Annotated in this window: 25 protein-coding genes; 12 read left to right on the forward strand and 13 right to left on the reverse strand. The window is 74.1% G+C overall.

Going from position 1 to position 23,572, the window contains the following annotated elements; all coding sequences use genetic code 11:
- Positions 1-14 precede the first annotated feature (14 nt).
- Entirely contained in the window at positions 15-230 is a 216-nt protein-coding gene (locus ACIBG7_RS06340) for a helix-turn-helix transcriptional regulator (RefSeq protein WP_357936412.1), read from the reverse strand.
- Positions 230-835, reverse strand: a complete 606-nt coding sequence (locus tag ACIBG7_RS06345) for a DUF2975 domain-containing protein (protein ID WP_397335387.1) — start codon at positions 833-835, stop codon at positions 230-232. The genes ACIBG7_RS06340 and ACIBG7_RS06345 overlap by 1 nt, the downstream gene beginning before the upstream one ends.
- A 133-nt stretch (positions 836-968) precedes the next feature.
- Here ACIBG7_RS06345 and ACIBG7_RS06350 point away from each other — a divergent pair, with 133 nt between their 5' ends.
- Positions 969-1,118: a hypothetical protein gene (locus tag ACIBG7_RS06350; RefSeq protein ID WP_397335388.1), complete on the forward strand. Its 150-nt coding sequence runs from the start codon at positions 969-971 to the stop codon at positions 1,116-1,118.
- On the opposite strand, the gene ACIBG7_RS06355 is transcribed toward ACIBG7_RS06350, so the two are convergent.
- The 3 genes from ACIBG7_RS06355 to ACIBG7_RS06365 all read right to left on the reverse strand — a co-directional run bounded on the left by ACIBG7_RS06355 (position 1,115) and on the right by ACIBG7_RS06365 (position 3,036).
- Positions 1,115-1,522 carry a PIN domain-containing protein gene (locus ACIBG7_RS06355; protein ID WP_357936418.1) on the reverse strand — a complete coding sequence of 136 codons (408 nt, stop codon included), beginning with the start codon at positions 1,520-1,522 and terminating at the stop codon, positions 1,115-1,117. The two genes, ACIBG7_RS06350 and ACIBG7_RS06355, sit on opposite strands and share 4 nt — an antisense overlap.
- A 4-nt stretch (positions 1,523-1,526) precedes the next feature.
- Positions 1,527-1,775 (reverse strand): AbrB/MazE/SpoVT family DNA-binding domain-containing protein, encoded by a 249-nt coding sequence (locus tag ACIBG7_RS06360; protein ID WP_397335389.1) that lies wholly within the window; start codon positions 1,773-1,775, stop codon positions 1,527-1,529.
- A gap of 196 nt (positions 1,776-1,971) precedes the next feature.
- Positions 1,972-3,036, reverse strand: coding sequence for an alcohol dehydrogenase catalytic domain-containing protein (locus ACIBG7_RS06365; RefSeq protein ID WP_397335390.1), 1,065 nt, complete (start codon positions 3,034-3,036; stop codon positions 1,972-1,974).
- A gap of 116 nt (positions 3,037-3,152) precedes the next feature.
- Between ACIBG7_RS06365 and ACIBG7_RS06370 the strand changes: the two genes are divergently transcribed.
- From ACIBG7_RS06370 to ACIBG7_RS06395, 6 genes are read left to right on the forward strand one after another with little or no spacing between them, the layout of a single operon-like run.
- Complete coding sequence (locus ACIBG7_RS06370; protein ID WP_397335391.1) at positions 3,153-4,358, forward strand: ABC transporter substrate-binding protein; 1,206 nt, start codon at positions 3,153-3,155, stop codon at positions 4,356-4,358.
- Positions 4,328-7,000, forward strand: coding sequence for an ATP-binding cassette domain-containing protein (locus ACIBG7_RS06375; protein WP_397335392.1), 2,673 nt, complete (start codon positions 4,328-4,330; stop codon positions 6,998-7,000). Before ACIBG7_RS06370 ends, ACIBG7_RS06375 begins: the two co-directional genes overlap by 31 nt.
- Positions 6,997-7,737, forward strand: coding sequence for an ABC transporter ATP-binding protein (locus tag ACIBG7_RS06380; protein ID WP_357932961.1), 741 nt, complete (start codon positions 6,997-6,999; stop codon positions 7,735-7,737). Before ACIBG7_RS06375 ends, ACIBG7_RS06380 begins: the two co-directional genes overlap by 4 nt.
- 32 nt (positions 7,738-7,769) lie before the next feature.
- Positions 7,770-8,876 carry an acyl-CoA dehydrogenase family protein gene (locus ACIBG7_RS06385; RefSeq protein WP_357932959.1) on the forward strand — a complete coding sequence of 369 codons (1,107 nt, stop codon included), beginning with the start codon at positions 7,770-7,772 and terminating at the stop codon, positions 8,874-8,876.
- On the forward strand, positions 8,873-9,802 hold the full coding sequence (locus ACIBG7_RS06390) for an acyl-CoA dehydrogenase family protein (RefSeq protein WP_397335393.1): 930 nt from the start codon (positions 8,873-8,875) through the stop codon (positions 9,800-9,802). Before ACIBG7_RS06385 ends, ACIBG7_RS06390 begins: the two co-directional genes overlap by 4 nt.
- Positions 9,799-10,644: a TIGR03619 family F420-dependent LLM class oxidoreductase gene (locus ACIBG7_RS06395; RefSeq protein ID WP_357932954.1), complete on the forward strand. Its 846-nt coding sequence runs from the start codon at positions 9,799-9,801 to the stop codon at positions 10,642-10,644. Before ACIBG7_RS06390 ends, ACIBG7_RS06395 begins: the two co-directional genes overlap by 4 nt.
- On the opposite strand, the gene ACIBG7_RS06400 is transcribed toward ACIBG7_RS06395, so the two are convergent.
- Complete coding sequence (locus ACIBG7_RS06400) at positions 10,628-12,364, reverse strand: CHAP domain-containing protein (protein WP_397335394.1); 1,737 nt, start codon at positions 12,362-12,364, stop codon at positions 10,628-10,630. The two genes, ACIBG7_RS06395 and ACIBG7_RS06400, sit on opposite strands and share 17 nt — an antisense overlap.
- A 252-nt stretch (positions 12,365-12,616) precedes the next feature.
- On the opposite strand from ACIBG7_RS06400, the gene ACIBG7_RS06405 reads away from it, so the two are divergent.
- Entirely contained in the window at positions 12,617-13,219 is a 603-nt protein-coding gene (locus tag ACIBG7_RS06405; protein WP_397335395.1) for a PaaI family thioesterase, read from the forward strand.
- A gap of 20 nt (positions 13,220-13,239) precedes the next feature.
- Positions 13,240-13,902: a GntR family transcriptional regulator gene (locus ACIBG7_RS06410; protein ID WP_397335396.1), complete on the forward strand. Its 663-nt coding sequence runs from the start codon at positions 13,240-13,242 to the stop codon at positions 13,900-13,902.
- Between the two features lie 16 nt (positions 13,903-13,918).
- On the opposite strand, the gene ACIBG7_RS06415 is transcribed toward ACIBG7_RS06410, so the two are convergent.
- Entirely contained in the window at positions 13,919-14,167 is a 249-nt protein-coding gene (locus ACIBG7_RS06415; RefSeq protein ID WP_357932942.1) for a heavy metal-associated domain-containing protein, read from the reverse strand.
- 150 nt (positions 14,168-14,317) lie between these two features.
- Here ACIBG7_RS06415 and ACIBG7_RS06420 point away from each other — a divergent pair, with 150 nt between their 5' ends.
- On the forward strand, positions 14,318-15,283 hold the full coding sequence (locus ACIBG7_RS06420) for a helix-turn-helix transcriptional regulator (protein WP_357932940.1): 966 nt from the start codon (positions 14,318-14,320) through the stop codon (positions 15,281-15,283).
- Between the two features lie 7 nt (positions 15,284-15,290).
- Here the strand turns inward: ACIBG7_RS06420 and ACIBG7_RS06425 are convergent, their stop codons facing one another.
- From ACIBG7_RS06425 to ACIBG7_RS06450, 6 genes are all read right to left on the reverse strand, one after another.
- Entirely contained in the window at positions 15,291-16,040 is a 750-nt protein-coding gene (locus tag ACIBG7_RS06425) for a glucose 1-dehydrogenase (RefSeq protein ID WP_397335397.1), read from the reverse strand.
- On the reverse strand, positions 16,040-18,016 hold the full coding sequence (locus tag ACIBG7_RS06430) for an acetate--CoA ligase family protein (protein ID WP_397335398.1): 1,977 nt from the start codon (positions 18,014-18,016) through the stop codon (positions 16,040-16,042). Before ACIBG7_RS06430 ends, ACIBG7_RS06425 begins: the two co-directional genes overlap by 1 nt.
- Entirely contained in the window at positions 18,000-19,532 is a 1,533-nt protein-coding gene (locus ACIBG7_RS06435; RefSeq protein ID WP_397335399.1) for a class I adenylate-forming enzyme family protein, read from the reverse strand. The genes ACIBG7_RS06430 and ACIBG7_RS06435 overlap by 17 nt, the downstream gene beginning before the upstream one ends.
- A 17-nt stretch (positions 19,533-19,549) precedes the next feature.
- Entirely contained in the window at positions 19,550-19,873 is a 324-nt protein-coding gene (locus ACIBG7_RS06440; RefSeq protein WP_357932929.1) for a VOC family protein, read from the reverse strand.
- Complete coding sequence (locus ACIBG7_RS06445) at positions 19,870-20,211, reverse strand: Zn-ribbon domain-containing OB-fold protein (RefSeq protein ID WP_397335400.1); 342 nt, start codon at positions 20,209-20,211, stop codon at positions 19,870-19,872. Before ACIBG7_RS06445 ends, ACIBG7_RS06440 begins: the two co-directional genes overlap by 4 nt.
- 121 nt (positions 20,212-20,332) lie before the next feature.
- Complete coding sequence (locus ACIBG7_RS06450) at positions 20,333-22,063, reverse strand: protein kinase (RefSeq protein WP_357932924.1); 1,731 nt, start codon at positions 22,061-22,063, stop codon at positions 20,333-20,335.
- 163 nt (positions 22,064-22,226) lie between these two features.
- Here ACIBG7_RS06450 and ACIBG7_RS06455 point away from each other — a divergent pair, with 163 nt between their 5' ends.
- Both ACIBG7_RS06455 and ACIBG7_RS06460 read left to right on the forward strand, forming a co-directional pair.
- Positions 22,227-22,817, forward strand: a complete 591-nt coding sequence (locus ACIBG7_RS06455; protein ID WP_397335401.1) for a cysteine hydrolase — start codon at positions 22,227-22,229, stop codon at positions 22,815-22,817.
- A complete protein-coding gene (locus tag ACIBG7_RS06460; RefSeq protein ID WP_397335402.1) occupies positions 22,817-23,563 on the forward strand; it encodes an SDR family NAD(P)-dependent oxidoreductase in 747 nt (248 codons plus the stop codon). The genes ACIBG7_RS06455 and ACIBG7_RS06460 overlap by 1 nt, the downstream gene beginning before the upstream one ends.
- The last annotated feature ends 9 nt before the right edge of the window (positions 23,564-23,572 follow it).

Raw genomic sequence — 23,572 nt, forward strand, 5'->3', positions numbered from 1 at the left:
GCTGAGTGCTCGGTTCAGGGCGGGTCGTAGCTGAGCAGGTCGCCCGGCTGGCAGCCGAGCGCGTCGCACAACCGGATCAGCGTGGAGAAACGGATGGCCCTGGCGTGGCCGTTCTTCAGGATGGACAGGTTCACGACGCTGATCTGGACCCGGTTCGAGAGCTCGGTCAGCGTCATGCCGCGCTCCTTGAGCACGTCGTCCAGCCGTACCCGGATGACCGCCTCGCTCATCAGATGGTGGCCTCGACCTCTTCGAGCAGGACGAGCCCCCGTCGTACGATCTCCGACACCGCGAGGACGGCGACGCCCGTCACGACCCCGGCCAGGACCTCGGCCGACGGGGCGTAGAACAGATGACCGCTGTTCAGCAGCATCGAGGCCAGGATCGGCTCGGCCACCATGCCCAGCAGGGCGGTGGCGAGCGAGCCGGCGATCAGGATCCAGCCGAGCCGGCGCAACAACGCGGCGGTGGCGAGGGAGAAGAGCTGCCGATCGCCCGAACGCGCCCGGCGCAGCGCCCGCACGACGGTGAACAGGGCCAGCAGCGTCGTCGCCACCCCCGGCGCCCACAGGAACAGATACAGCAGGCCGACGAGGGGCGCGGGGCCTTCGGGGCGGACGGTGACGTCGGCGGAGGCGCCGACGATCGCGACGTTCTCCGCAGCCGCACCCGCGGCCGGGACGTCGAAGACCCGCAACGGGACGCCGAGACCGGCGCCGGCGCCGGTGAACGCGATCAGGACGGTGGACAGGAGCAGGGCCAGCGCGCCGAGGGCGGCGAGGACCAGGAAGAGGGTCAGCAGGGCTTCTAGTCGTTGGAGCCATCTGGCGGACATAACGATAATCGTAAATAACGAAAAACGTTATGTCCAGGATCGTGGCGCAGTCGCGGAACCGCCGGTTTCTGGGGTCCTCGTGGGACTGGTCAGGCTGGAGCCGGCGGGCCAGCCTGGGCCGCGGGTTTGCCATGTGCCCGGCACGATGGTGCTGCTCGGCGGGGCCAACGGGTGGTGCCCGCGCTGGCTCGACCGTCTCCTCTCGGTCGAGGGCGACACCCCTGCACCGCCCCGCGTGCTGGAGGAGGCGGGCGTGGGACAGCGGTGGGCGGGCTCGGGCTAGCGAGAGGTCGACTCGACGATCGCCGGATCGGCCCTCTGGAGCTTCTTGTCCGCGGACAGAAGCCGATGGGCGCCGATGACGTGTGCGGTCGCGAGGATCAAAGCATCGGGCAGGCGAAGACCGAGATCGCCTGCACGGAGCTGGGCCGCGGACTCGGCGATTTCCTCGTCGAGGGGGATGATCCGGTCCAGAGCGCGGTCGCGGAACTCCCGCAGCGCGGATACCGCCGCGTGACCACTCCGGATGGCGCCCACCCGCAACTCGCTCCAGGTGACCGCGGAGACGGAGAACAGGGCGGCTCGTCGTTCCCACGCTCGCACGGCGGTGAGAGCGTCGTCATGCCGGGCATCCGCCGGGTTGAGCAGGCTGACGATCACGTTGGTGTCCAGCAGCACCGTGATCATCGACTCACCACTCGTCTCTGGAGCGTTCGACGTCCACGGCCTCGGTGAAGCCGGGGATGGTGCCGACGACGCCGTCGAAGCGGCTGCTGTGCCGTCTCACGACCAGGTGGTCGTCCTCGATCTCGATGTCGACGGAGTCACCCGCTCGCAGGCCGAGCTGCCGCATCAGCGAGGCGGGGAGCGTGATCTGGTGCTTGCTGGAGATGCGGGCCGGGCCCTGCCGGCGGGCGCGGGATCTCTTGCCCTGGTCCATAATCTTTACTCTTACCGGCACGGGTAAAGGTTAATCCGATTGCGGCTAGTGCGTGAGCGGTAGCGCTGAGTTGCCGGGAAGTGCCTCATCCCCGGGGGTCCGGGGGCCGGGAGGCCCCCGGCCAGGGGGTTTGGGGGAGCTGGGCTCCCCCGTCGGGGGAGTCCGAGCCTGCACGCGCGAAGCGCGCCTCGACTAGTCAGAGGGTGATGACGGTGCGGGCCAGGGAGCCGTGCTGGAGGTGGGTCAAGGCGGTGTCGAGTTCTTCCAATGGCACCTGCGCCGAGATGAGGCCGTCGAGGTCGAGGCGGCCAAGAAGGTACTGGTCGACGAGCATGGGCAGGTCGCGGCGGGGGACGGCGTCGCCGCCCTGGGTGCCGAGGAGGCGGCGGGAGGCGAACAGGAGGCCGGGGTCGAGTTCGAGGGGGACGCCACGCGGGGGGCTGCCGACCATGACGGTGGTCCCGCCGGGGCGGGTGGCGGCGAAGGCACGGGCCAGGACGCCGGGGGCGCCGGTGGCGTCGAAGGCGTAGTCGACGTCGGCGGGAAGGGCGTCGGCGGGCACGGTGTGGGTGGCGCCGAAGCGGGCGGCGAGCTTGAGCTTGGCCTCGGCGACGTCGGCGGCGATGATCGTGGTCGCCCCGGCGAGGACGGCGCCCTGGATGACGTTGAGCCCGACGCCGCCGCAGCCGACGACCAGGACGCTGGAGCCAGGCCGTACGCGGGCGACGTTGAGGACGGCGCCGACGCCGGTGATGACGCCGCAGGCGAGCAGGGCCATGGCGGCGAAGGGGGCGTGGGGCGGGATCTTGACGCACATGGCGTCGGCGACGAGGGCGTGCTCGGCGAAGGAGCCGATGCCGATGAAGCGCCGGACCTCGGCGCCGTCGAGGCGCATGCGCGGTGGGCCGCCCATGATGGCGGTGAGGCGGGCGGGTCCGGTGCAGAGGTGGAAGTCGCCGGCGCCGCAGCGCGGGCAGGCGCCGCAGGGGCCGTTCATGGCGATGATGACGTGGTCGCCGGGCGCGACGGTGGTGACGCCGGGGCCGACGCTCTCGACGATGCCGGCGCTCTCGTGCCCCAGCACGTACGGCAGGCGCGAGACGACCGGGCTCTTGCCCAGGAGCGCCTTGAGGTCGGAGCCGCAGACGCCCGAGGCCTTGACGCGCACCAGCACCTCGCCCGGGCCGGGGTCGTCGAGCTCGACCTCGTGGATCGCCATGGGCGCGTCGAAGGCGGTCAGGACGGCGGCGCGGGTCAGCATGCCCGTGACGCTAGCCGTACCCAGGGGAGCTAGCAAGCAATTGCTTGGCACAACCGGAACCCCGGTCTACGCTGACGGAAACCAAGCGAGCGCTAGGCCAAAACCGGCGGGGTGCGATGAAAGTTCGTGTGGTGGCCGTGCTGGTCGCCGCGGTGCTGGCCGCGGGCGGCTGTGGGGCCCAGCAGGGCGGGGTCGGCGAGAGCAGCGTCAAGGTCGGCGGGGTCCTCACCAAGACCTCCGCCAGCGGCTACTCCACCAAGGACGCCGAGATCGGGGCGAGGGCCAGGTTCGAGCGGGCCAACGCGGCGGGCGGGGTGCACGGGCGCAAGATCGAGTTCGTGGGCGCCGAGGACGACACCCAGGACCCGGCGAAGGGCGACGCGGCGGCGAAGAAGCTGGTCCAGAAGGACGGCGTCTTCGCGCTGGTCCCGGTGCACGCGCCCAACTTCGGCGGCGCGGCCTTCCTGGAACAGCAGGGCGTGCCGTGGTTCGGCTGGGCGACCGGGCCGCAGTGGTGCGGCACGAAGACCGGTTTCGGCTACAACGGCTGCCTGGCCCCGAAGACCGGCGCGGGCTCGCAGACCTGGTGGGGACGGCAGATGGCCGACCTGCTGGGCGGCGCGCAGGGCAAGAAGGTGTGGGTGCAGACCTCCGACTCCAGCGGCAGCAAGTACGGCGGCAGGACCATCGCGCAGTCGTTCGAGGCGGCCGGGTTCACCATCGCGGGCGTCGACTCCAGCCTGCCGGGCGCCGCGCCGCCGCCGGACTGGCTGCCGCACGTGAGCAAGATCATGGCGGTGAAGCCGGACGTCGTGGTCAGCGTGATCGCCGGCACGAAGTTCAACGCCGGGCTGTACGCGGGGCTGAAGAAGGCCGGTTACGCCGGCGTGCTGACCGACGCGACCAGCTACGACGCCAACATCCTCAAGGACCCCGCGCAGGCCCAGGCCTTCGACGGGGTGATCGCCGCGCCGATGTTCGAGCCCTTCGAGTCCACCGCGCCGGAGATCGCGCAACTGCGCGAGGACGTCGAGGCGGTCGCCCCCGGCACCCGGCTCACCCAGCACCTGGCCATCGGCTACTGGTCGGCGGACATCTTCCTGAAGATCCTCGAACAGACCGGCAAGGACCTGACCAGGGAGCGCTTCCTGGCCGCCGCCAACGGCAGCTTCGCCTACGAGAACGCCGGGTTCGGCCGCATCGCCTACCCGAAGGACCACAGCGAGCCCAACGGCTGCGGCGCGCTGGTCAAGATCGTCGGTGGCGCCTTCGAGGTGGCCAAGAACCTGAAGTGCTTCGCCAACGTGCCGCTCAAGCCGTGATCCTCGGCCTGGTCCTGAGCGGCCTGGTCACCGGCGCCGTCTTCGCGGTGCTGGGGTCGGGGCTGACCCTGTCCTACGCGGCGACCGGGGTGTTCAACTTCGCCCACGGCGCCGTTGGCTTCCTGGCCGCGCTGGTGTACTACGAGCTGTACGCCGGCGCGGGCCTGCCCACCTGGGCGGCGGCGCTCGTCGCGGTCGGGCTGTTCGCGCCGGGCCTGGGCTACCTGCTGCACCGCGCGATGTTCGCCGGGCTGGCGAACGCCGGCGAGACCGCCCAGATCGTCGGCACCATCGGTCTGACCATCGCGCTGCCGGCGCTGGGCCTGTTCGCGGTCGAGGTGATCGGCCTGCTGCCGGTGGACGTGACCGCCCAGCCGCGCGCCCTCGGCCCCGCGCCGCCGGCGAGCGTGGACCTGGGTGTGGTCTCGCTGGGCAGCGACCAGCTCCTCACCTTCGGCTTCGCGGCCGCCGCCGCCCTGGCGTTGTGGATCTTCCTCAGGCACACGTCGTACGGCTTGCGTACCCGGGCCTGCGTCGACCGCCGGCGCCTGGCCGGGTTGCGCGGCGTCGACCCGGACGCCACCTCGGCGCTCGCCTGGATGCTCAGCTCGGCGCTCGCCGGCCTGGCCGGTGTGCTGGCCGTACCGATCCTCGGGCTCGACGCGCACGCCTACACCGTGCTGCTGTTCACCTCGGCGACCGCGGCGGTCTTCGGACGGCTGCGGTCGATCCCGTGGACGTTCGCGGCCGGGCTCGGGCTGGGCGTCGTGCAGAACCTGGTGGCCGGGTACGCGGACGTGCTGCAGGAGGTCACCGGGCTGCGCACCGCCGTACCGGTGATCCTGCTGTTCGCCGGGCTCGTGCTGCTCAACCGGTCGCGGGAGCGGGTGGCGGGCAGCGTGGCCGAGGACGCGCCGCCGCCGGACCACCTGGCGGACCTGCCGCCCTGGCGGCGGCGGGCGCCGTGGCTCGCCGGGCTGGCCGTGCTGCTGGTCTTCACCTTCGCCACCTCCGACTACTACGCGGGGGTGGTGGCGCAGGGGCTGGTGCTGGCGTTGATCTTCTGCTCGTTCGTGGTGGTCACCGGGATCGGCGGGATGGTCAACCTGGCTCAGGCGTCGTTCGCGGCGATGGCCGCGCTGACCTGCGGCTGGGCGTTCTCGTCCGGGCTGCCGTTCGTGGTCGCGGCGGTGCTCGGGGTGCTGGCGGCGACGGCGGTGGGGATGCTGGTGGCGTTGCCCGCGCTGCGGCTCGGCGGACGGGTGCTGACGCTGGCCACGCTGGCGCTGGCTCTGCTGGCCGATCAGGTGCTCTTCCAGGTGGACGCCTTCAGCAACGGGACGATCGGCTGGGCGCTGCCGCCGATCGTCTCGCCGCAGCTTCGGGTGCTCCTGCTGCTGGGGCTGATCGGGCTGGTCGGGCTGCTCATCCGGAACCTGGAGCGGTCGGCGTCGGGGCGGGCGATCCTCGCGGTGCGCTCGGCGCCGGCCGCGGCGGCCACCTCCGGGCTGTCGGGGCCGCGGGCGAAGGTGCTGCTCTTCGCGCTCGCTTCGGCGATCGCCGGGCTGGGCGGGGTGCTGTACGCGGTGTCCAAGGGGTCGATCACGGCCACCGACCTGCCGGCCTTCGCCGGGTTCGTCTGGCTGGCCGTGGTGGTGCTGCAGGGCGTTCGGCGGGTGGGGGGTGCGGTGGCCGGAGGGCTGATCGCGGCCGGGTTCCCCGAGGTGCTGGCGGCTTGGGGGGTCTCGGCGCAGGTCGGGGCGATCCTGTTCGGCGCGGGCGGCATCGTGCTGGCGCGGCATCCGGACGGGGTGCTGGCCCAGCTCGCCGAGGCCCGCTACCGCCGCCGCCACCACCGCGCCGCCCCCGGGCCGGTGAGCGCGCCCGCGGGCGAGGCGGCCGGTCAAGGGGACAGCCCCGTGCTGGTGCGGGCGGACAGGGTGGCTGGTGTGGGGGACGGCCCGGTGTTGTTCCGGCTCGCGGGCGTCGCCGCCGGGTATGGGGACACGGCGGTGCTGCACGGGGTGACTCTGGACGTGCGGGCGGGCGAGGTGGTGGCGCTGCTGGGGGCCAACGGCGCCGGCAAGTCGACCACGTGCGCGGTCGCCGCCGGTGACCTGCCCGCCACCGCCGGGCGCGTCCTGCTCGACGGCGTGGACGTGACCGCCTGGCCGGCGCACCGCCGCGCCCGCGCCGGCATCCTGCTGGCCCCCGAGGGCCGGGGCGTCTTCCCCGGCCTGACCGTGGAGGAGAACCTGCGCGTCCGGCTGCGCGCCACCGACGAGGTCTACGACCGCCTCCCGGCCCTGGCCGCCCGCCGTACCGTGCTCGCGGGCGCGCTGTCCGGCGGCGAGCAGCAACTGCTCACCCTGGCCCCCGCCCTGGTGCGCCCGCCCCGCGTGCTGATCGCCGACGAGCCGTCGCTGGGCCTGGCTCCCCTGGTGATCGAGCAGGTCTTCCAGCTCTTCGCCGAGCTCAGGGCCCGGGGCGTGGCCCTGCTGCTGGTGGAGGAGAAGGCGAGCGAGGTGCTGGACCTGGCCGACCGGGTGGCGTTCATGCGGCTGGGCCGGATCGTCTGGTCGGGGCCGCGGGCCGAGGTCGATCCGGCCCGGATGGCCGCGACCTACCTGGGGGCGACGTGAACGCGCTGGCGATGGAGGGCATCTCGGTCGACTTCGGCGGGGTGCGGGCGCTGAGCGGGGTCAGCGTCGAGGTGCCCGCCGGACAGGTGTGCGGGGTCATCGGGCCGAACGGCGCCGGCAAGACCACGCTGTTCGACGTCGTCTCGGGCCTGCGCCGCCCGGCGGCCGGGCGGGTGCTGGTCGGCGGCCGGGACGTGACCGGGCTGCCGGCGGTGCGCCGGGCCCGGCAGGGCGTCCGGCGCACCTTCCAGCGCACGCAGGTCTTCGGGCGGCTGACCGTCGCCGAGAACGTGCTGGCCGCGACGGAGTGGCAGGGGCAGTCCTTCCTCGCCGACCTCGTGGCCTGGCCGGCGCGGGCCCGGCTGGCGCGCGAGCGCGGGCGGCGGGTGGCCGAGGTGCTGGAGCTCTGCGGGCTGGCCGGGGTGCGGGACGCGTATGCGGCCTCGTTGCCGGTCGGCCGCCGCCGGCTGGTGGAGCTGGCCCGCGCGCTGGCGGGCGAGCCGGAGGTGCTGCTGCTCGACGAGCCGACCTCGGGCCTCGACGGCGACCAGGTGGCCAGGTTGCGCGCGGTCATCGCCGCGCTGGACTGCACGGTGGTGCTCGTGGAGCACGACATGGGGTTTGTGATGGACGTCTGCGACCGGCTCGTCGTGCTCGACCTGGGCAAGGTCATCGCCTCGGGCCCGCCCGCGCAGATCCGGGAGGACCCGGTCGTCAGGGCCGCCTATCTCGGCTAGCCAGTAAACCAAGCGTGCGCTAGGTTGGTTGAGTGGATCTCGACTTCACCCCGGCCGAGCAGGACTTCCGCGCCGAGGTGCGCGACTGGCTGGCCGCCCACCACCCCGGCGTCCTGCCCTCCATGGACACCGCCGCCGGATTCCGGGCCCACCGCGCCTGGGAGGCCGAGCTCGCCGCCGCCCGCCTGTCGGCGGTCTCCTGGCCGGTCGAGTACGGCGGGCGCGGCGCGAGCCTGATCGAGTGGCTCGTCTTCGAGGAGGAGTACTGGGCCGCCGCCGCACCCGGCCGGGTCAGCCAGAACGGCATCGTCCTGCTGGCCCCCACGCTCTTCGCCTTCGGCACCCCCGGCCAGCGCGCCCGCTGGCTGCCCGGCATGGCCCGAGCCGACGAGATTTGGGCCCAGGCCTGGTCGGAGCCCGAGGCCGGCAGCGACCTGGCCGCCCTGACCGCCCGCGCCGAGCGCGTCCCGGGCGGCTGGCGGCTCACCGGGCACAAGACGTGGAGCTCGCGAGCCGCTTACGCCAGCCACGGCTTCGGCCTCTTCCGCACCTCCGGCGAACGCCACCGCGGCCTGACCTACTTCCTGTTCCCGCTGGACGAGCCGGAGGTCGAGGTCCGGCCCATCGCCCAGCTCGACGGCGAGCACGGCTTCGCCGAACTCCGCTTCGACGGCCTGTTCGTCCCGGACTCGATGGTCGTCGGCGAGCCCGGCGAGGGCTGGCGCATCGCCATGGCCACCACCTCCTCCGAACGCGGCCTCAGCCTGCGCAGCCCCGGCCGCTTCCTGGCGACCGCCGACCGCCTGGTCGAGCTGGCCGCCGGAGCCGACCCCGTGCTGGCCGACCGGGCCGCCCGCTGCTGGATCGACGCCGAGGCCTACCGCCTGCACACCTTCGCCACCGCGCGGCGGCTGATGGCGGGTGCGGAGATCGGGCCGGCGGCCAGCCTCGGCAAGGTCTTCTGGTCGGAGCTCGACCTGCGCATGCACGCGCTGGCCCGCGACCTGCTCGGCGAGCGGGCCGCCGGGACGCCCTGGTTCGACGGCTTCCTGTTCGCGCTCGCCGGGCCGATCTACGCCGGGACGAACGAGATCCAGCGCGGCATCATCGCCGAGCGGGTGCTGGGGCTGCCGCGATGAACTTCGCCTTCACCGACGACCAGCTCGCCTTCGCCGCGCTCGTGCGGGAGGTGCTCGCCGCCGAGCACGGGGTGCGGGGGGACAAGGCGTGGGCGCGGCTGGCCGGCGCGGGGTTCTTCGGGCTGCTCGTGCCCGAGGCGCACGGCGGGCTGGGATTGCGGCTGGCCGACGCGTTGCCCGCGGTGGAGGAGGCCGGGCGGGCGTGCGTGGCCGGGCCGGTGATCGACACGCTGGTGGCTTCGCCGTACGTGCTGGGCGGGGGTGAGCTGGCGCGGGTCGCGGCGGGAGAGCTGCGGGTGGCCGCCGGGGCGGCCCGCGTCGCCGACGCGGACCTGGCCGACCTGCTCGTCCTCGCCGGGCCCGCGGGCTCGGCGGCGGTGCTCTCCCCCCAGTCGGTACGGCTGGCGCCGCACCCGTCGGCCGACCCCGGGCGCCCTCTGTTCGAGGTCGAGGCGACCGGGACGGGCGGCGTCGCCGTACCGGACATGTGGCGGGCGCTCACCGTGGCGACGGCGGCCCAGCTCCTCGGCCTGGCACGGCACCTGCTGGCCACCTCGGTCGAGTACGCGCGGCAGCGGGTGCAGTTCGGCCGCCCGATCGGCTCGTTCCAGGCGGTCAAGCACCGCCTGGCGGACGTGGCCCTCGCGGTGGAGTTCGCCGCGCCCCTGGTGTGGCGGGCGGCGCTGTCCCTGGGGGAGCGGGACGTCAGCGCGGCCAAGGCGGCGGCGGGCGAGGCCGCCGAACTGGCCGCCGGGAGCGCGCTGCAGGTGCACGGGGCGATCGGCTACACCCACGAGCTGCCCCTGCGGCACTGGCTGACCCGCGTCTGGGCCCTGTCGGCGGCGCACGGCAGCTCGGCCGAGCACCGGGCGCGGATCCGGGAGCTGCTGCCGGGCTCCGCGAACGGCGAGGGGCGGTGGCCGTGAAGTACGGGGTGCCGCTCGGGCTGGTCCATCCGGCGGCCTGGCGGGACGTCGCGGTGGCGGCCGACGAGCTGGGCTTCGAGTCGGTCTGGCTGCCGGAACACCTGGTGTTCGGCACCGATCTGGGCGCCTCGGTCTATCCGGGCTCGTCCGATCCGGGGATCCGGCCCGGCACGCCGCTGTTCGACGCGCCCGCCTACCTCTGCTGGCTGGCCGGGCTGACCCGGCACGTGCGGCTCGGGACCGCGGTGCACCTGTTCGCCCTGCGGCACCCGCTGGTGTCCGCCAGGGCGTTCGCCACGCTGGACGTGGTGTCCGGCGGGCGGGCCGTGTGCGGGGTGGGCGCCGGGTGGTACCGCGGCGAGTGGGACGCCGCCGGGGTGCCCTTCGCCGAGCGCGGAGCCCGGCTGGACGAGGCGCTGGAGGTGGCCCGGCGGTTGTGGACCGAGCCGCTGATCGCGCACCGGGGGCGGTTCTACGGGTTCGACGAGGTCGCCTTCGAGCCCAAACCGGTGCAGGCGCGGCTGCCGGTGCTGGCCGGAGGGGAGTCGGCCGCGGCGCTCCGGCGGGCGGGCTCGGCCGCCTGCGACGGGTGGCTCAGCATGCCGCACACCCTGGAGTCGATCCGGCCGCAACTGGCCCGGCTCGGGGCGGTGCCGGTCACCGCGCACGCCTACGAACTGGCCTCGCCCGAGGAGGTCGGGCGATGGGCGGCGCTCGGGGTCGAGCGGCTCATCGTGCGGCCATGGCGGCGCAGCCGGGACGCGGTGGCCCGGCTGGCCGCCTTCGCGGCCGAGTACGGCGTCGCCCGGACCCCGGAGGGGCCGGTCAGCTCGACGGGCTGAGGGCTCGGTGGCGGCGGCCCCGCAACGGGGCGTCCTGCCGGAACCCGTCCGCGCCCGCCCGCTCGGCCCGCTCGGCCCGGCGGGAGTCGTGCGGGTGCTGCGGGTGGCGGGAGTCGCGCGGGGTGGTGGTGTCCGGTGCGTGGTCCAGGAGGCGGTGGCGGCGGCCCCGGGGCGGCACGCTGGCCTGGAACGGGGCGCGCTCCTCGGCCGGGTGGTCGGCGCGCTTGCGGCGGCGGCCCCGGTAGGCGGAGGCCGCCTCCTCGCTCCTGGGCAGGACCGGGGCCAGGTCGTCGGCGTCGAGCCTCCGGAACGAGGTGCCGCGTCCGCTGGCCGCCCCGAAGGCGTCGAACGTCGCGGTGGTCTCGGCCGGCGCGGCCCCGTCGTCGGCCCCGTCGTCGGCCACGTCCTCTGGGACGGGGGCGGAGAACACCGGGGCCCGCAGGCGGGACAGGTCCAGCGGGGCGAGGTCGGCCAGCACGGGCGTCTCCAGGGTGGAGATGTCCGGCGTCCCGGCCGTGTCCAGCAGGGCCCGATCGGCCGCCGACAGCTCGACCGCGGGCCCGCCCGAGGCCACCGCCCCGGCACCGGCCAGGTCGGCGGGGGTGAGGTCGGCGGGGGTGAGGTCGGTCGCGGTGAGGGCGGCCAGGTCGCCGGCCGACAGGGTGGCCGGGTCGGTGGTGGCCAGCTCGGCCGGAATGGTGGTGGCCAGCTCGGGGACGGCCCGGCGGGCCGTGGCGGGCTTGCGGCGACGGCGGCCGCGGACGGGCGTCTCGGGCGCGAGCGGACCGGCGGCGGCCAGCCGCAGCCGCATCTGCCGGGTCTTGGCCACCGCGAGCACCGCCAGGGCGGCGACAACGGCCGTGCCCACCAGGGCCGGGCTGTCCAGCGTGGGCATGACCGGGGTGTGCGCGGCGGCGTCCACCACGGCGGGCAGCGGCTGGGTGATCGCCTCCTGCGCGGGGGCGACGGTCTCGGCGCTGCCGGGCTTGGCGTGCTTGCCCTTCTTGGCGCCCCCCGAGGCCGGGGCCCCGGAGGCGCCCGTCGCGGTGCCCGAGGCGGGCGCGGCGGCGGAAGGGCCGGCGGAGGGGGCGGCCTTGGGGGCGGCGGCGGTCACCGGGGCCGGGTCGGCGGCCGGCTCGGCGCTCTCCGGGGCCTGGTTGACCCGCGGGATGCGCGCGGTCAGGTCGTTCGTGAGGCCCTGCTGGTCGAGGACGGTGTCCGGCGGCAGGGTGCCTTCCTGCTGCTGCGGAGCGGCCTCGGCGTCGAGCCTGGCCTTGATCTTCTCCGGGTAGCCGTACCCCACGACCTTGTCGGTGGCGCGTTCCTTGCGCTTGGCGACGCCGCCGTCGATGTTGCCCTCGATGGTGTGGATGCGCCCGCCCTCGACCCGGGTGACGATGCCGACGTGGTCGATGTTGTCGATCTCGTCGGAGCCGCTCCAGTCGTAGAAGACGAACGCGCCGGGCTTGGGCTTGGTGCCCCAGGCGCCCTGCTCCTTGAACCATTCGGCGTGCGCGACGGTCCAGGCGAACTGCCCGATCCACTCCTCGTAGCCGAGCTTGTGCGCGGCCCAGGAGAGGTACATGTCGCACCAGGGGGCGGAGGTGTAGTCGGCGTCGAACTCGACGTTCTTCCCGTACCAGTCGCCGAACTTGGTGTACGCGCCGGCCTTCTCGGCGTACCCGAGCTCGCTTTCCAGGAGCTCGATGTACTTTTGCATCTCTGGGGTCATCGAGGTGTGGGGGACCTTCCGGGCAGCCTGTGACTTCCGTGATTCGGGAGGCTACCTGGACGAAACACCAGGTCAAGCAAGAACCAAGAAAGTCCCATGGCCGAGCATGGGGGATAACCGCAGGTCAAGAGCTTGCCAGATATGCCGGAAATTAGCTGGAAAATCACAAAAGATCTACCTGTGACCCCTGCGACCCATGTTCCGAACCCGATTCGGTAGAACGCGTTCTAGAATGAGGCCATGACCATGGAGCTCACCCCCGAGTCCCGCCTGGCCGCCCACTGCGTGCTCGCCCAGCAGACCCGCGACCTGATGGACGCCGTCGCGCTCACCGACGTCGAGGAGGGCGAACTGGCCGCGGTCACCGCCGCGCTCGCCGAGCTCACCGCCCGCCTGGGCGCCCGCGCCCGCACGAGCCCGCAGCCGTTCGAGATCGCGCCCGACGGCTCGCTCCGCCACCTCGGCAACGCGGTCACCGGCGGCGCGAACCCGCACGCCCTCCCGCTCGTCGTCGAGCTCGGCGACCGGGGCGCCCGTGCGGAGGTGGTCTTCCGCCCGCTGCACGAGGGCCCGCCGGACGGCGTGCACGGCGGCATCAGCGCCATGATCCTCGACCACCTGCTCGGCCAGGCGGTCGCGCACGCCGGCTTCGCCGGGATGACCGGCACCCTCACGCTGCGCTACCTGCGGCTCGTGCCGTACGGCAGGCCGCTCCTGGCGACGGCGGAGCACACCCGCTCCGAGGGCCGCAAGACGTGGGCCGAGGGCCGCCTCGCGCTGCCCGACGGCACCCCGCTGGTCGAGGCGAGCGGCCTGTTCATCACGCCGACCTCCTGGCGCTGATCGCGGTATACCGTTATCCCATGTCAACGGTCTACGAGACGCTGAAGGAGCACATCGTCGAGGGTGTGCTCCAGCCCGGCGAGCGGCTGGTCGAGCGCGACCTGGCCACCGAGCACGGCGTCTCGCGGATCCCGGTGCGCGAGGCGCTGCGCCGCCTGGAGGCCGAGCGGCTGGTCGTGGTCGTGCCGCGCAAGGGCGTGCTGGTCAGCCCGTTCACCCCGGCCGACGTGGCCGACTTCTTCGACGTGCGCGAGAGCCTGGAGGTGCTGGCCGCCCGGCTGGCCGCGGGCCGGGCCGACCAAGAGGCGCTGGCCCGCCTGCGTGCCGCCCTGGCCGAGGCCGACGCGGCGACCGCCCGCGGCGAGGCCGGGGCCATCGCGCGGGCCAACGCCGTGTTCCACTCCGCCGTGGTGGCGGCCTCGGGCAACGCGCTGCTGGTGGAGCTCATGGGCCCGCTGGAGGCGCGGCTGCGCTGGCTGTTCCGGCTGACCTTCGAGCGCGACCAGGCCCGCCAGTGCGCCGAGCACCACGAGCTGTTCGACGCGATCGCCGCCGGGGCGGCCGAGCGGGCGGCGGCCGTGGCGCTGAGGCACGTGGTCAGCGGCCGGACGCCCTCCCTGGAGCTCGCCGCCGGCTGGACCGCCATCGACCCGGACGAGGTGGCCAAGCGCCGCCGCCGCTGAACCCGGCGCCGCCCGTCTAGCTGTGCCAGACCGGCACGCGGCCGGCCTCGCAGCCGGCGTCCTCGATCGCCGCCAGCACGAAGCTCTCCTCGACCGGCCCGTCGGTCAGGACGCTCACCCGGCCCAGGGCCGCGTTGACGTCCACCCCGACGACCCCGGGGATCGCCGCCAGTTCCCGCCTCACCGTCTCCACGCAGTGCGCGCAGGCGCCGGCCCGCAGGCCGGTGACACGGTAGGTGACCAGGCTGTGCTCAAGTGTGATCATAAGCTCCTCCGTGGGTGCCGTACAGGGGTTGGGTATAAGGCCGCGAACGCCGCGTCCTACCCTGCTGAGAGCCTGCCGTACGGCCGGCGAAAGGCACTACTTCTACGGGCTTCCGCTTCCCGCCACGGCGGAAAGCGGACAGGGAGCGATGTGGTCGAGGAACGCACGGTCCGGCAGGTCTACGCGCGGATGTGGGAGCGGAGCCTGTCCTTCGCCGAGGCCGCGAGCGAGCTGGGGCTGCGCCCCGCCGAGACCGCTCAGGTCCGGGCGCGGCTGGCGGAACTCGGCCTGCTCGACCCGGGCGCGGAGGTCGCCGTCGACGCCATGGCGGCGCTGCGCCGCATGCTGGCGGGCGGTGAGGACCTGCTCGGGCGGCTGGCCGAGCAGCGGGCCGCCTCGCGGGCGCTCACCGACTACGTGAGCCTGACCGGCGGCGACAACGAGCACGTCCGGGTGGACTTCTACCCCGGGACCAGGACCGAGACCGAGGCCATGCGCACCAGGCTGCGCGCGGCGACCGCGCGCAGCACCGAAGAGATCATGAGCATGCACCCGCCGTACCCGTGGCACCGCTGGTCGCCGAAGCGGCTGGCCCGCTCGCGCGCGGAGGACGCCGAGGCGGTCGGGCGCGGGGTGCGGGTCCGCAACCTGCACACCCAGGGCCAGTTGCACGTGCCGCTGGCGCGCGAGCACATCCAGGGCATGCTCGACGTGGGCGTGGAGGTGCGCACCTCGGCCGTCGTGCCGGTCCGGATGATCGTGATCGACCGCGTCCTCGCCGTCGTCGAGGCCGTGCCCGGCGACATCGCGGCCGGGGCGCTGCTGATCGAGGGCCGCCTGCTGGTCGCCTCCCTGGCCGCGCTCTTCGACTACTGCTGGATGACCGCCGCCGAGCCCAAGGACGTGCCGCGCGCCGCTGTCGGCGACGACCTGACCGAGCAGCAGCGCGCGGTCCTGCGCCTGCTCGCCTCCGGTTCCAAGGACGACGCCATCGCCCGCGCGCTCGGCGTCTCCCCGCGTACGGTCACCCGCGTGGTCGGCGAGCTGACCGCCCTGCTCGGGGCCGGGAGCCGCTTCCAGGCCGGGGTGCGCGCGGCCAAGCTCGGCCTGACCTGAGCGCCGGCTAGTAGCCCGCGCCGGTGGTGAGACCGCCGTCCACGGTGAACTCGCTGCCGGTGCAGTAGCTCGACCGGTCGGAGGCCAGGAACGCGACCAGGTGCGAGACCTCCTCCGGCCGGGCGAAGCGCTTGATCACCATCGACCGGGCGAAGGCCTCCAGGTCGATCGCCGCCGCCACCGCCGGATCGGCGGCCATCGCGGTGTTGACCGCCCCGGGGTGCACGCTGTTCACCCGGATCTTGTCCTGCGCCAGCTCCCGCGCGGCGGCCTTGGTCAGTCCGCGCAGCGCGAACTTGGAGGCCGAGTACGCCGACAGCCCGGCCGCCCCGATGAAGCCCTCGATGGAGGAGATGTTCACGATCGAGCCGCGCCCGGCCGCGCGCATGGGCCCGATCGCCGCCTTGATCCCCAGCCACGCGCCGCGCAGGTTGACGTTCAGCACCCGGTCGAAGTCCTCGACCGCCATCTCCTCGATGGTGGCGAACTTCAGGATCCCCGCGTTGTTCACCAGCACGTCGAGCCGGCCGTGCGCCTCGACCACCGCGCCGACCGCGCGCTCCCACTCCTCGGGCCGGGTCACGTCGTGCCGGACGAACAGCGCCCCGGTCTCGGCGGCCAGCGCCTTGCCCTCCGCCTCCAGGACGTCGCCGAAGACCACCTGGGCGCCCTCCCGCAGGAAGAGCCGCACGTGCGCCTCGCCCATGCCCCTGGCTCCGCCGGTGACCAGCGCCACCTTGCCGTCCAGCAGTCCCATCAGATGCTCCTTCCCGCGGCGACGGCCGCGGCCGCCGCCTCCATCGACCGGTAGACGGGCACGCCCGCGACGAGCTCCCGCACGCGCTGCTCGACGCCGGCCGGCGCGACCTCGGCGTTGCGGGTGACCAGGGTGAGCCGGGCGCCGGTGACCTTGGCCAGGTGGCCGGCGTAGGCGTAGAGGGGTTCGGCGGCGTCGCCGTAGGTGAAGAAGCTCTGCACGTTCACGTGCGCCACCACGTCGCGGTAGGCGTGATGGCGCAGGATCGTTTCGATGGTCTCCCGTACCAGGTCCGGCCTGGCCCGGGGGCCGACCGGGATCTCCAGCGGGTTGGCGAGGGAACTGCCGGCGCCCAGGCCCAGCGCGCGCAGGGCGGGCAGGACCGCCTCGGGCAGGGGGCCGAGGGCGAGCCCGGCGCGGTCGAAGGCGTCGGCGGCCAGCACGCTCGCCCCGCCGCTCGGCCCCACCACCAGCACGCCGTCGCCGCCCGTGGCGTGCGCGTGGGCCTGGAAGTACAGCAGCGCGCCGATCAGCTCGTCCTGGCTGCCCACCAGCGCCGTCCCGGTCTGGGCGGCCACCGCCTCCCACACCCGGCCCTCGCCGACGAGCCCGCCGGTGTGCGAGGCCGCGGCCCGCCGGCCCTGCCCGGTGCGCCCGCCGACCAGCAGCGCCACCGGCACCCGGCAGCCCGCCAGCGCCTCGGCCAGGGCCCGGCCGTCGCGCGGGTCCTCCAGGTAGAGGCCGATCGCCGTGGTCTCAGGCTCGTGCGCCAGCCAGGCGAGCAGCTCGGCTGGGGTCACGTCGGCCGAGTTGCCCACCGTCGCCACCCGGCCGAAGCGCAGGCCGCGTTGCTCGCCGACCCGGATCACCTCGCCGGCCAGGCCGCCGCTCTGCGAGATCAGCGCGATGCCGCCGGGCTCGCCGAACCCGCCGCCGAGGAAGGTCTGCCGGCCGCGCGGGGAGTAGACGCCCAGGCAGTTCGGGCCCAGCAGGCGGGTGCCCGCCTCGCGGGCCGCCGACGCCAGCTCGGCCTCCAGGTCGGGCCGGCCGGCCTCGGCGAAGCCGCCGCTCATCACCTGCACGTACGGCACGCCGCTCGCCTGCCGTACGAGGTCGGGGCAGCGCTCGGCGGGCACCGCGACCAGCGCGTAGTCCACCCCTTCCAGGGTCGGTACGGCAGGCACCCCGTCCACCTCGGTCGCGGTCGGATGCACCGCCACCACCGGCAGCCCGGCGTCCCGGTAGAAGCCGAGGAACATGTTCCCGAAGCCTGGCCTGGTCGTGGAGGCGCCCACCACGGCGACCCGGCGCGGCTCGAAGAGCGCGGTGAAGTCGCTGACCGGCGGCTCCGCACGAGCCGGCGCGGGAGCGGGCAGGTAGCGGGCGTCCACGGCGACCACGCCCGACGCGCTCGCGATGACCGGGTTCAGCTCGAACTCGCCCAGGTCCAGCCGCTCCCACAACCCGCCCGGCCCGCCCACGGCCAGCAGGAGCCGGATCACCGCCTCCACGTCGACCGCCGCGCCGCCGCGATAGCCCGACAGCAGCGGAGCGCCGCGCAGCTCGGCGAGCATCGCCTCGGCGTCGCCGTACGAGACGGGACAGAGCCGGAGCGAGGTGTCACGCAGCAGCTCCGCCCAGACACCGCCCAGCCCGGCGACCAGGACGGGACCGAAACCGGGGTCGCGGACCAGGCCGACGAGGAGCTCGACGCCCGGCGCGGCCTGCTCCTCGACGAGGAAGCCGTCCATGGGCACGCCGCGCGCCCGCATCCCGGCCAGCGCCTCGGGCACCTCGGCGGCGCTCAGGCCGAGCCGGACGCCGCCGACGTCGGACTTGTGCAGCGGCCCGACCGCCTTCAGGACCAGCGGCTCGGTGAGCCCGGCCACCTCCTCCAGCGTGCGCACGCCGCGCGGGACGGCGATCCCCGCCGCCCGCAGCAGCGCCTTGACCTCCGGCTCAGACCAGGTGGCCATACAGGTCCCGGATCTCCCGGCGCAGCAGCTTGCCCGGGCCGCCCGAGGCGTCCTCGAAGTGCGGCAGCGACTCGGCGACGACGATGTGGTCGGGCTGCTGGTGCGCGGGGAGGGTCTCGGCCAGGGCGACGGCCAGCTTGGCGGGGTCGAGCGAGTGCCCGGCGCGCGGCACCACGGCCACCAGGATCTTCTGCTCGTCCGCCTCGCCGCCCTCGGCGTGCGCGGGCACGCCCACGGCGCCGGCCTCGGCGACCGCGTCGAGCGCGGCGGCGGCCTCCTCCACGGCGGCGGGCTGGCTCCACCGGCCGCCCTTCAGGATGGCGTCCTCGCGCCGGCCCAGCACGGTCAGCACGCCGTCCTCAGTCAGGACGCCGAGGTCGCCGCCGACGAACCAGCCGTCGCGCAGCACCTCGGCGGTCCTGTCCGGCAGCCCGTCGTAGCCGGCCATGCGGTGCGGCCCGGCCAGGTTGATCTCGCCGGTCTGCCCGACCAGCCGCTCACCCGCCGGACCGGTGATCTTCACCGCGTTGCCCGTCCGTGCCCGGCCGGAGGAGCCGAGCGGGGTCGAGCCGTCGTCCACCCGGCCCATGCAGGTGTAGGGCGCCTCGGTCTGGCCGTAGTAGGAGTAGACGCCCGCGTCCGGCAGGCGGTCCTTGATGCGGGCGAGCATGGGCGCGGTCAGCGGCTCGCCGCCGAGCATGATCACGCGCAGCGAGGACAGGTCGGCCGCCTCGTGCTCGGACGTGCCGAGCAGGGCGGCGTAGAAGCTGGGGATCTGCGAGACGTGCGTGACCCGCTCGCGCGGCACCACGCGCAGGAAGTTGGCCGGCCCCCAGTCCTGCTCCAGCACCAGCCGCATGCCCGCGTAGAGCGCTGGCCCGACGATCGCCGGGAAGCCGATGCCCCAGATGATCGCGCCGGTGCCGAAGACCGAGTCCTCAGCCCGCGGCACGTCGAGCCAGATCTGCGCGGTGGCGATCGAGGAGGCGTGCGTGTGCACCACCGGCTTCGGCAGGCCGGTGCTCGTGCCGGAGGTGTAGTAGAGCGCCACCGGGTCGTCGTGGAAGCCGGACAGCTCCGGCTCCGACTCGTCGCCCGAGTCGAGGTCCGCGGCGTCCAGCCAGGTGGTCACGCCGGGCAGGCCCGGCCTGATCTGCTCGACGACGCCCGCCACGGTCGAGTCGTACACGAAGGCCGTGCAGCCCGAGGCGGCCACCACGGCCCGCAGCACCTCCACCGGCCAGTACGGGTTCAGCGCGGCGGTGACCACGCCCAGCTTGGCCTGCGCGAGGTAGAGCTGGGCGACCTGGAGCGTCTCGTTGAGCAGAGCGGCCACCCGCCGGCCGGGCCGGATCCCGGCCGCGCTCAGCGCGTGGGCGCGGCGGTTGACCGCGGCGTTCAGCTCCGCGTAGGTGAAGGACTGCTCGCCGCAGTAGGTGAGCGCGACGCGGTCCGGCGTGCGGAGCGCGCCCGCGGTGAGGATCGTGTGACCGTAGTTCCCGTAGGGGTTGCGCATGGACGCCTCCGCCTTCTTCAGAAAGTCTCGTACAGCACGAAGAGGTTGCCGTCGGGGTCGCGCAGCGCCGCCCGCAGCTCGTGCGGGCCGCTCTCCGGCTCGCGCTCGACCGTCGCGCCGCGCGCCACGAAACCGGCCACGGCCTGCTCCAGGCCGGTGACCTTGTAGGCGGGGGCGGCGGCCGGCAGCAGGTGCTCGCCCGGCCCGGCCAGCGCGACGGTGACGCCGCCGCCGTCGAGCGCGGCGAAGCGGTCGCCGTCCCTGAACTTGACCGGCAGACCGTAGAAGGCGATCGCCTCGTCCAGGTCGGCGACGGGGATGAGCACGTTCCCCAGCTTCATGTGGGCCTCCAGTGCGGCAGGTCGTCCAGGAAGGTGACGCGGACCGGCAGGCCGACCCTGAGCCGTTCCGGCGGGCACTCCACGACCTGGCCGAAGGCTCTGACCCCTTCCGGCAGGTCCACCCAGGCCAGGACGTACGGCACGGCGAACCCCTCGGCGAAGGTGCGGTGCACGACGGTGTAGGTGCAGATCGTGCCCTCGCCCGAGACCGGCTCGAAACGCAGCTCGCCGGCGCAGGAGGGGCAGTCGTCGGCGGGGAGGTGGACCCGGCGGTCGCAGGACAGGCAGCGCTGGACCAGCAGTTCGCCGCGCGCGCAGGCGGCCCAGTAGGCGTCCATCGCTTGCCAAGCTAGCGCACGCTTGGTTGGCGAACAAGGGCCGGGTGGGCGGGGGAGCGGTGTTCTGCTGGAGGGGCCTTCGGGGCTTCCCGGGCTTCCCGGCTTCTGGGGCTTCCGGGGGTCAGTCTTCCGGGGGGATGCTCACGTCGGGGGCGGCGTCCGCGTCCGTGGAGGGCGTGGGACGGACGGCCTCGAGGTCGGGGCTGCCCGCGGCCTCCTGCTGGGTGGAGGTCGGCTTGGCCCCGGCGGTCGGGGGCGGCGGGCTGAGGTGCGGGGTGGCGCAGGCCGGCCCGTCGACGGCGATCTCGCTCACCTGCGGCCCGTTGGCCGAGACCGGCTCGGTGGCCACCGTCATCCCGAACCACGCCCGCCGCCCGCACGGCACCTCGCCCAGGTTGTGGGAGATGGTCCGGGTGTAGGCGGTCTCACCGGTGAGCGTGTGCGTCTGCGTGGCCACGATCTGCGCCGCCAGCTCGCCCTCCCGCCGGGTGAAGGACACCTTGAGCCGCACCGGCCCGCCGTTGGTGGCCGACACCCGCACCGACCCGGTGGTCCCGCTCCACCGGGTGATGCTCGCCGAGCGCACCGCCGGACGCCCGGCCGGCGGCGTACGGCTCGCCGTAGGGGTGGGCGTGGGCCGCGCCTGGGTCGGGGTGGGCACGCCGCCCGAATCCGACGTCGGCTGACGGGTCCCGGAAGGGCGCGCGGGCGGCGTCGACGTCGTGGGGACACGGGTACGCCTGGTCGGCCCGGAGCTCTGCCCCGGCGGTAAGGCCGCGCTCCGCGACGCGGACGGCACATGCGTGCCGATCTGGTGCGGTGACTCCGGCGGCGGCATCAGGAACGGCCCCTCCGGCAGGTCCCCGCGGGTGATCAGCAGCCCGACCAGCATCGCGGTCACCGCCCCGCCCGCGATCCACAGGTGCGGCGGCATCCGCGGCACCATGCTCACCCACGTGCGCTGCCGCCGCCGGAGCACCGCCGTCTCCGCCGCCCCCGCATCGGCGCGCACGCTCGGATCGGCCAGCGGGAAGCGCAGCGCCAGCATCGTGGCCAGCTCCCCGAGGTGTCTCCTGCCGCGCTTCTCCCAGTCCGGGCCGTAGCCGGCGAGCGCGTCCTCCTCCAGCTCGGCGGCGAACTCGATGGCCGAGCCGTACCGGCCGGCCGGGTCCTTCGCCAGCCCCCGGCGCAGCAGGTCGCGCAGCGTGTCCGGGACCAGTTCGAGCGGCACCGGCGCGTCCAGGTGCTTGTCGCGCACCTCCGTGGTGCTCCCTCGGTACGGCACGCGGCCCATCACGCACTCGAACAGCAGGCACGCCGCCGCGTAGAGGTCGGCCCGCATGCTGCCGCCGCCCTGCCGCCACGCCTCGGGGGCCAGGTAGGCCGGGGTGCCCTGAGGCACGTCCGGCTCCTCGACGTAGCCGACCACGCCGAAGTCGCCCAGCTTGCTGGTGCCGTCCGCCTGGACCAGCACGTTCTCCGGCTTGACGTCGCGGTGCGCCACGCCCTTCGCGTGCGCGGCGGCCAGGGCCAGGAGCGTGCCCTTCAGCACCACCAGGGCCGCTTCGGGGCCGGTCCTGCCGTGCTCGGTCAGCAGGGTGCGCAGGGAGACGCCGTCCACCAGCTCCATCACCACGGCGGCGCGGGTGGGGGTCTCCACGTACTCGTAGAAGCGGACCACGTTCTCGTCGTCGAGTTCGACCAGGTGGGGGGTGTCGGCGGCGTACCGCGCCATGAAGTCGGGGTCGCGGCGCAGGGCGGCGTTGAGGTACTTGATCGCCACGTAGGCGCCGGTTTCCTGGTAGGTCGCGAGGAACACCCTGCCGGTGTGGCCGGCGCCCAGCTGCCGCACTTCTCGGTACCCCGGGACCAAGATCAACCCCCAAGCGAGTTCACCCGTCGTGGATTCGACGGTCTCACTCCCACTGTTGGTTGTCACGAGTGTCCATATTTCACGGTATGTAGTCGTGAGCTAGGCTGAGCGATGTTGCCAAGCAAGCGCTAGGGAGACTGTGATGAGCGGCGCGGTGGCGGTCCTCGTGATGGAGATGCAGCGCGGCGTCCTCGGGAGCTTCCCGGACCTGTGCTGGCCTGGCCTGATCCCCAACTCCGCCGCCCTGCTGACCGCCGCCCGTGCCCGCGGGATCCCGGTCGTGCACTGCACCGCCGCCTTCCGCGTCGACCGGGCCGGGACCCACACCGACAACTGCCCCTTCATCGTGCGCCTCCTCCGGGACCCCGCGCACATGCTCGAAGGCACCCCGGCCGTGGACGTCCTGCCCGAACTGCTCGGGCCCGGCGACCTGGAGAGTCGGCGTTACCACGGCTTCTCGCCCTTCACCGGCACCACCCTCGACGCCCGCCTGCGCGCCCTCGGCGTCCGGCACGTCGTCGCGCTCGGCGTCTCGCTCAACCTCGGCATCCCCGGGCTGGCCCTCGAAGCGGTCAACCTCGGCTACCGGGTCACCGTGGTCGAGGACGCGGTGTCTGGGGTGCCCCGGGAGTACGCGCTCGCGGTCCTCAAGCACACCGTCTCGCTGCTGGCCACCCGTACGACCACCGCCGCCCTCCTGGCCGACTGGTCCGCCGCCGAGGTGACCCGCTGATGGACGGCCTGCGCCTCGGCTTGATGGACGGCCTGCGCCTCGACGGCCACACCGCCGTCGTCACCGGCGGCGCCGGAGCCATCGGCACCGCCATCACCCGCGACCTCACCGCCCTCGGCGCCCAAGTGATCGTCGCCGACCTCACCCCCACCGCCCCCGACCTGATGCCCCGCTTTCTGCCCCTCGACCTGCGGGACCCCGACTCCATCGAGCACTTCTGCGCCCAGACCGGCGAAGGCGTCGACATCCTGATCCACAACGCCGGCGTCTCCGTCGTCGAACCCTTCGCCACCTCCGACCCCGCCGCCTGGGACCTCATGTGGCAGGTGAACCTGCGCGGCCCCATGCTCCTCACCAAGCTCCTGCTCCCGTCGATGACCCGCCGAGGCTGGGGCCGCCTGGTGTTCATCTCCTCCGACGGCGCCCGCGCGGGCTCGGGCGGTGAGGGCGCCTACGCGGCCACCAAGGCCGGACTGTTCGGCCTGGCCAAATCCCTGGCCAGAGAGGTGGCCCGCGACGGCATCACCGCGAACGTCGTCTGCCCCGGCCCCACCGACACCCCCATGCTGCGCCGAGTCTCCGACCAGCACCCCGGCCTGGTCGACAAGCTCACCCGCACCATCCCGCTGCGCCGCCTGGGCACCCCGGAGGACGTCGCCGGCCTGGTCGCCTACCTGTGCACCCCCCGAGCCGCCTACATCACCGGCCAAACCCTCTCCGTGAGCGGCGGCGTGACGATGCAATGACCCCAGGAG

It is taken from the genome of Nonomuraea sp. NPDC050328 (genome assembly GCF_044459405.1).
GTDB lineage: Bacteria > Actinomycetota > Actinomycetes > Streptosporangiales > Streptosporangiaceae > Nonomuraea.

What these genes read in the sequence shown, in the direction of transcription:
- ACIBG7_RS06340 (WP_357936412.1), bottom strand. Translation starts at nt 230, where the DNA reads ATGAGCGAGGCGGTCATCCGGGTACGGCTGGACGACGTGCTCAAGGAG.
- ACIBG7_RS06345 (WP_397335387.1), bottom strand. Translation starts at nt 835, where the DNA reads ATGTCCGCCAGATGGCTCCAACGACTAGAAGCCCTGCTGACCCTCTTC.
- ACIBG7_RS06355 (WP_357936418.1), bottom strand. Translation starts at nt 1,522, where the DNA reads ATGATCACGGTGCTGCTGGACACCAACGTGATCGTCAGCCTGCTCAAC.
- ACIBG7_RS06360 (WP_397335389.1), bottom strand. Translation starts at nt 1,775, where the DNA reads ATGGACCAGGGCAAGAGATCCCGCGCCCGCCGGCAGGGCCCGGCCCGC.
- ACIBG7_RS06365 (WP_397335390.1), bottom strand. Translation starts at nt 3,036, where the DNA reads ATGCTGACCCGCGCCGCCGTCCTGACCGCCTTCGACGCGCCCATGGCG.
- ACIBG7_RS06370 (WP_397335391.1), top strand. Translation starts at nt 3,153, where the DNA reads ATGAAAGTTCGTGTGGTGGCCGTGCTGGTCGCCGCGGTGCTGGCCGCG.
- ACIBG7_RS06390 (WP_397335393.1), top strand. Translation starts at nt 8,873, where the DNA reads ATGAACTTCGCCTTCACCGACGACCAGCTCGCCTTCGCCGCGCTCGTG.
- ACIBG7_RS06400 (WP_397335394.1), bottom strand. Translation starts at nt 12,364, where the DNA reads ATGCAAAAGTACATCGAGCTCCTGGAAAGCGAGCTCGGGTACGCCGAG.
- ACIBG7_RS06405 (WP_397335395.1), top strand. Translation starts at nt 12,617, where the DNA reads ATGACCATGGAGCTCACCCCCGAGTCCCGCCTGGCCGCCCACTGCGTG.
- ACIBG7_RS06410 (WP_397335396.1), top strand. Translation starts at nt 13,240, where the DNA reads ATGTCAACGGTCTACGAGACGCTGAAGGAGCACATCGTCGAGGGTGTG.
- ACIBG7_RS06415 (WP_357932942.1), bottom strand. Translation starts at nt 14,167, where the DNA reads ATGATCACACTTGAGCACAGCCTGGTCACCTACCGTGTCACCGGCCTG.
- ACIBG7_RS06425 (WP_397335397.1), bottom strand. Translation starts at nt 16,040, where the DNA reads ATGGGACTGCTGGACGGCAAGGTGGCGCTGGTCACCGGCGGAGCCAGG.
- ACIBG7_RS06430 (WP_397335398.1), bottom strand. Translation starts at nt 18,016, where the DNA reads ATGGCCACCTGGTCTGAGCCGGAGGTCAAGGCGCTGCTGCGGGCGGCG.
- ACIBG7_RS06435 (WP_397335399.1), bottom strand. Translation starts at nt 19,532, where the DNA reads ATGCGCAACCCCTACGGGAACTACGGTCACACGATCCTCACCGCGGGC.
- ACIBG7_RS06440 (WP_357932929.1), bottom strand. Translation starts at nt 19,873, where the DNA reads ATGAAGCTGGGGAACGTGCTCATCCCCGTCGCCGACCTGGACGAGGCG.
- ACIBG7_RS06445 (WP_397335400.1), bottom strand. Translation starts at nt 20,211, where the DNA reads ATGGACGCCTACTGGGCCGCCTGCGCGCGCGGCGAACTGCTGGTCCAG.
- ACIBG7_RS06455 (WP_397335401.1), top strand. Translation starts at nt 22,227, where the DNA reads ATGAGCGGCGCGGTGGCGGTCCTCGTGATGGAGATGCAGCGCGGCGTC.
- ACIBG7_RS06460 (WP_397335402.1), top strand. Translation starts at nt 22,817, where the DNA reads ATGGACGGCCTGCGCCTCGGCTTGATGGACGGCCTGCGCCTCGACGGC.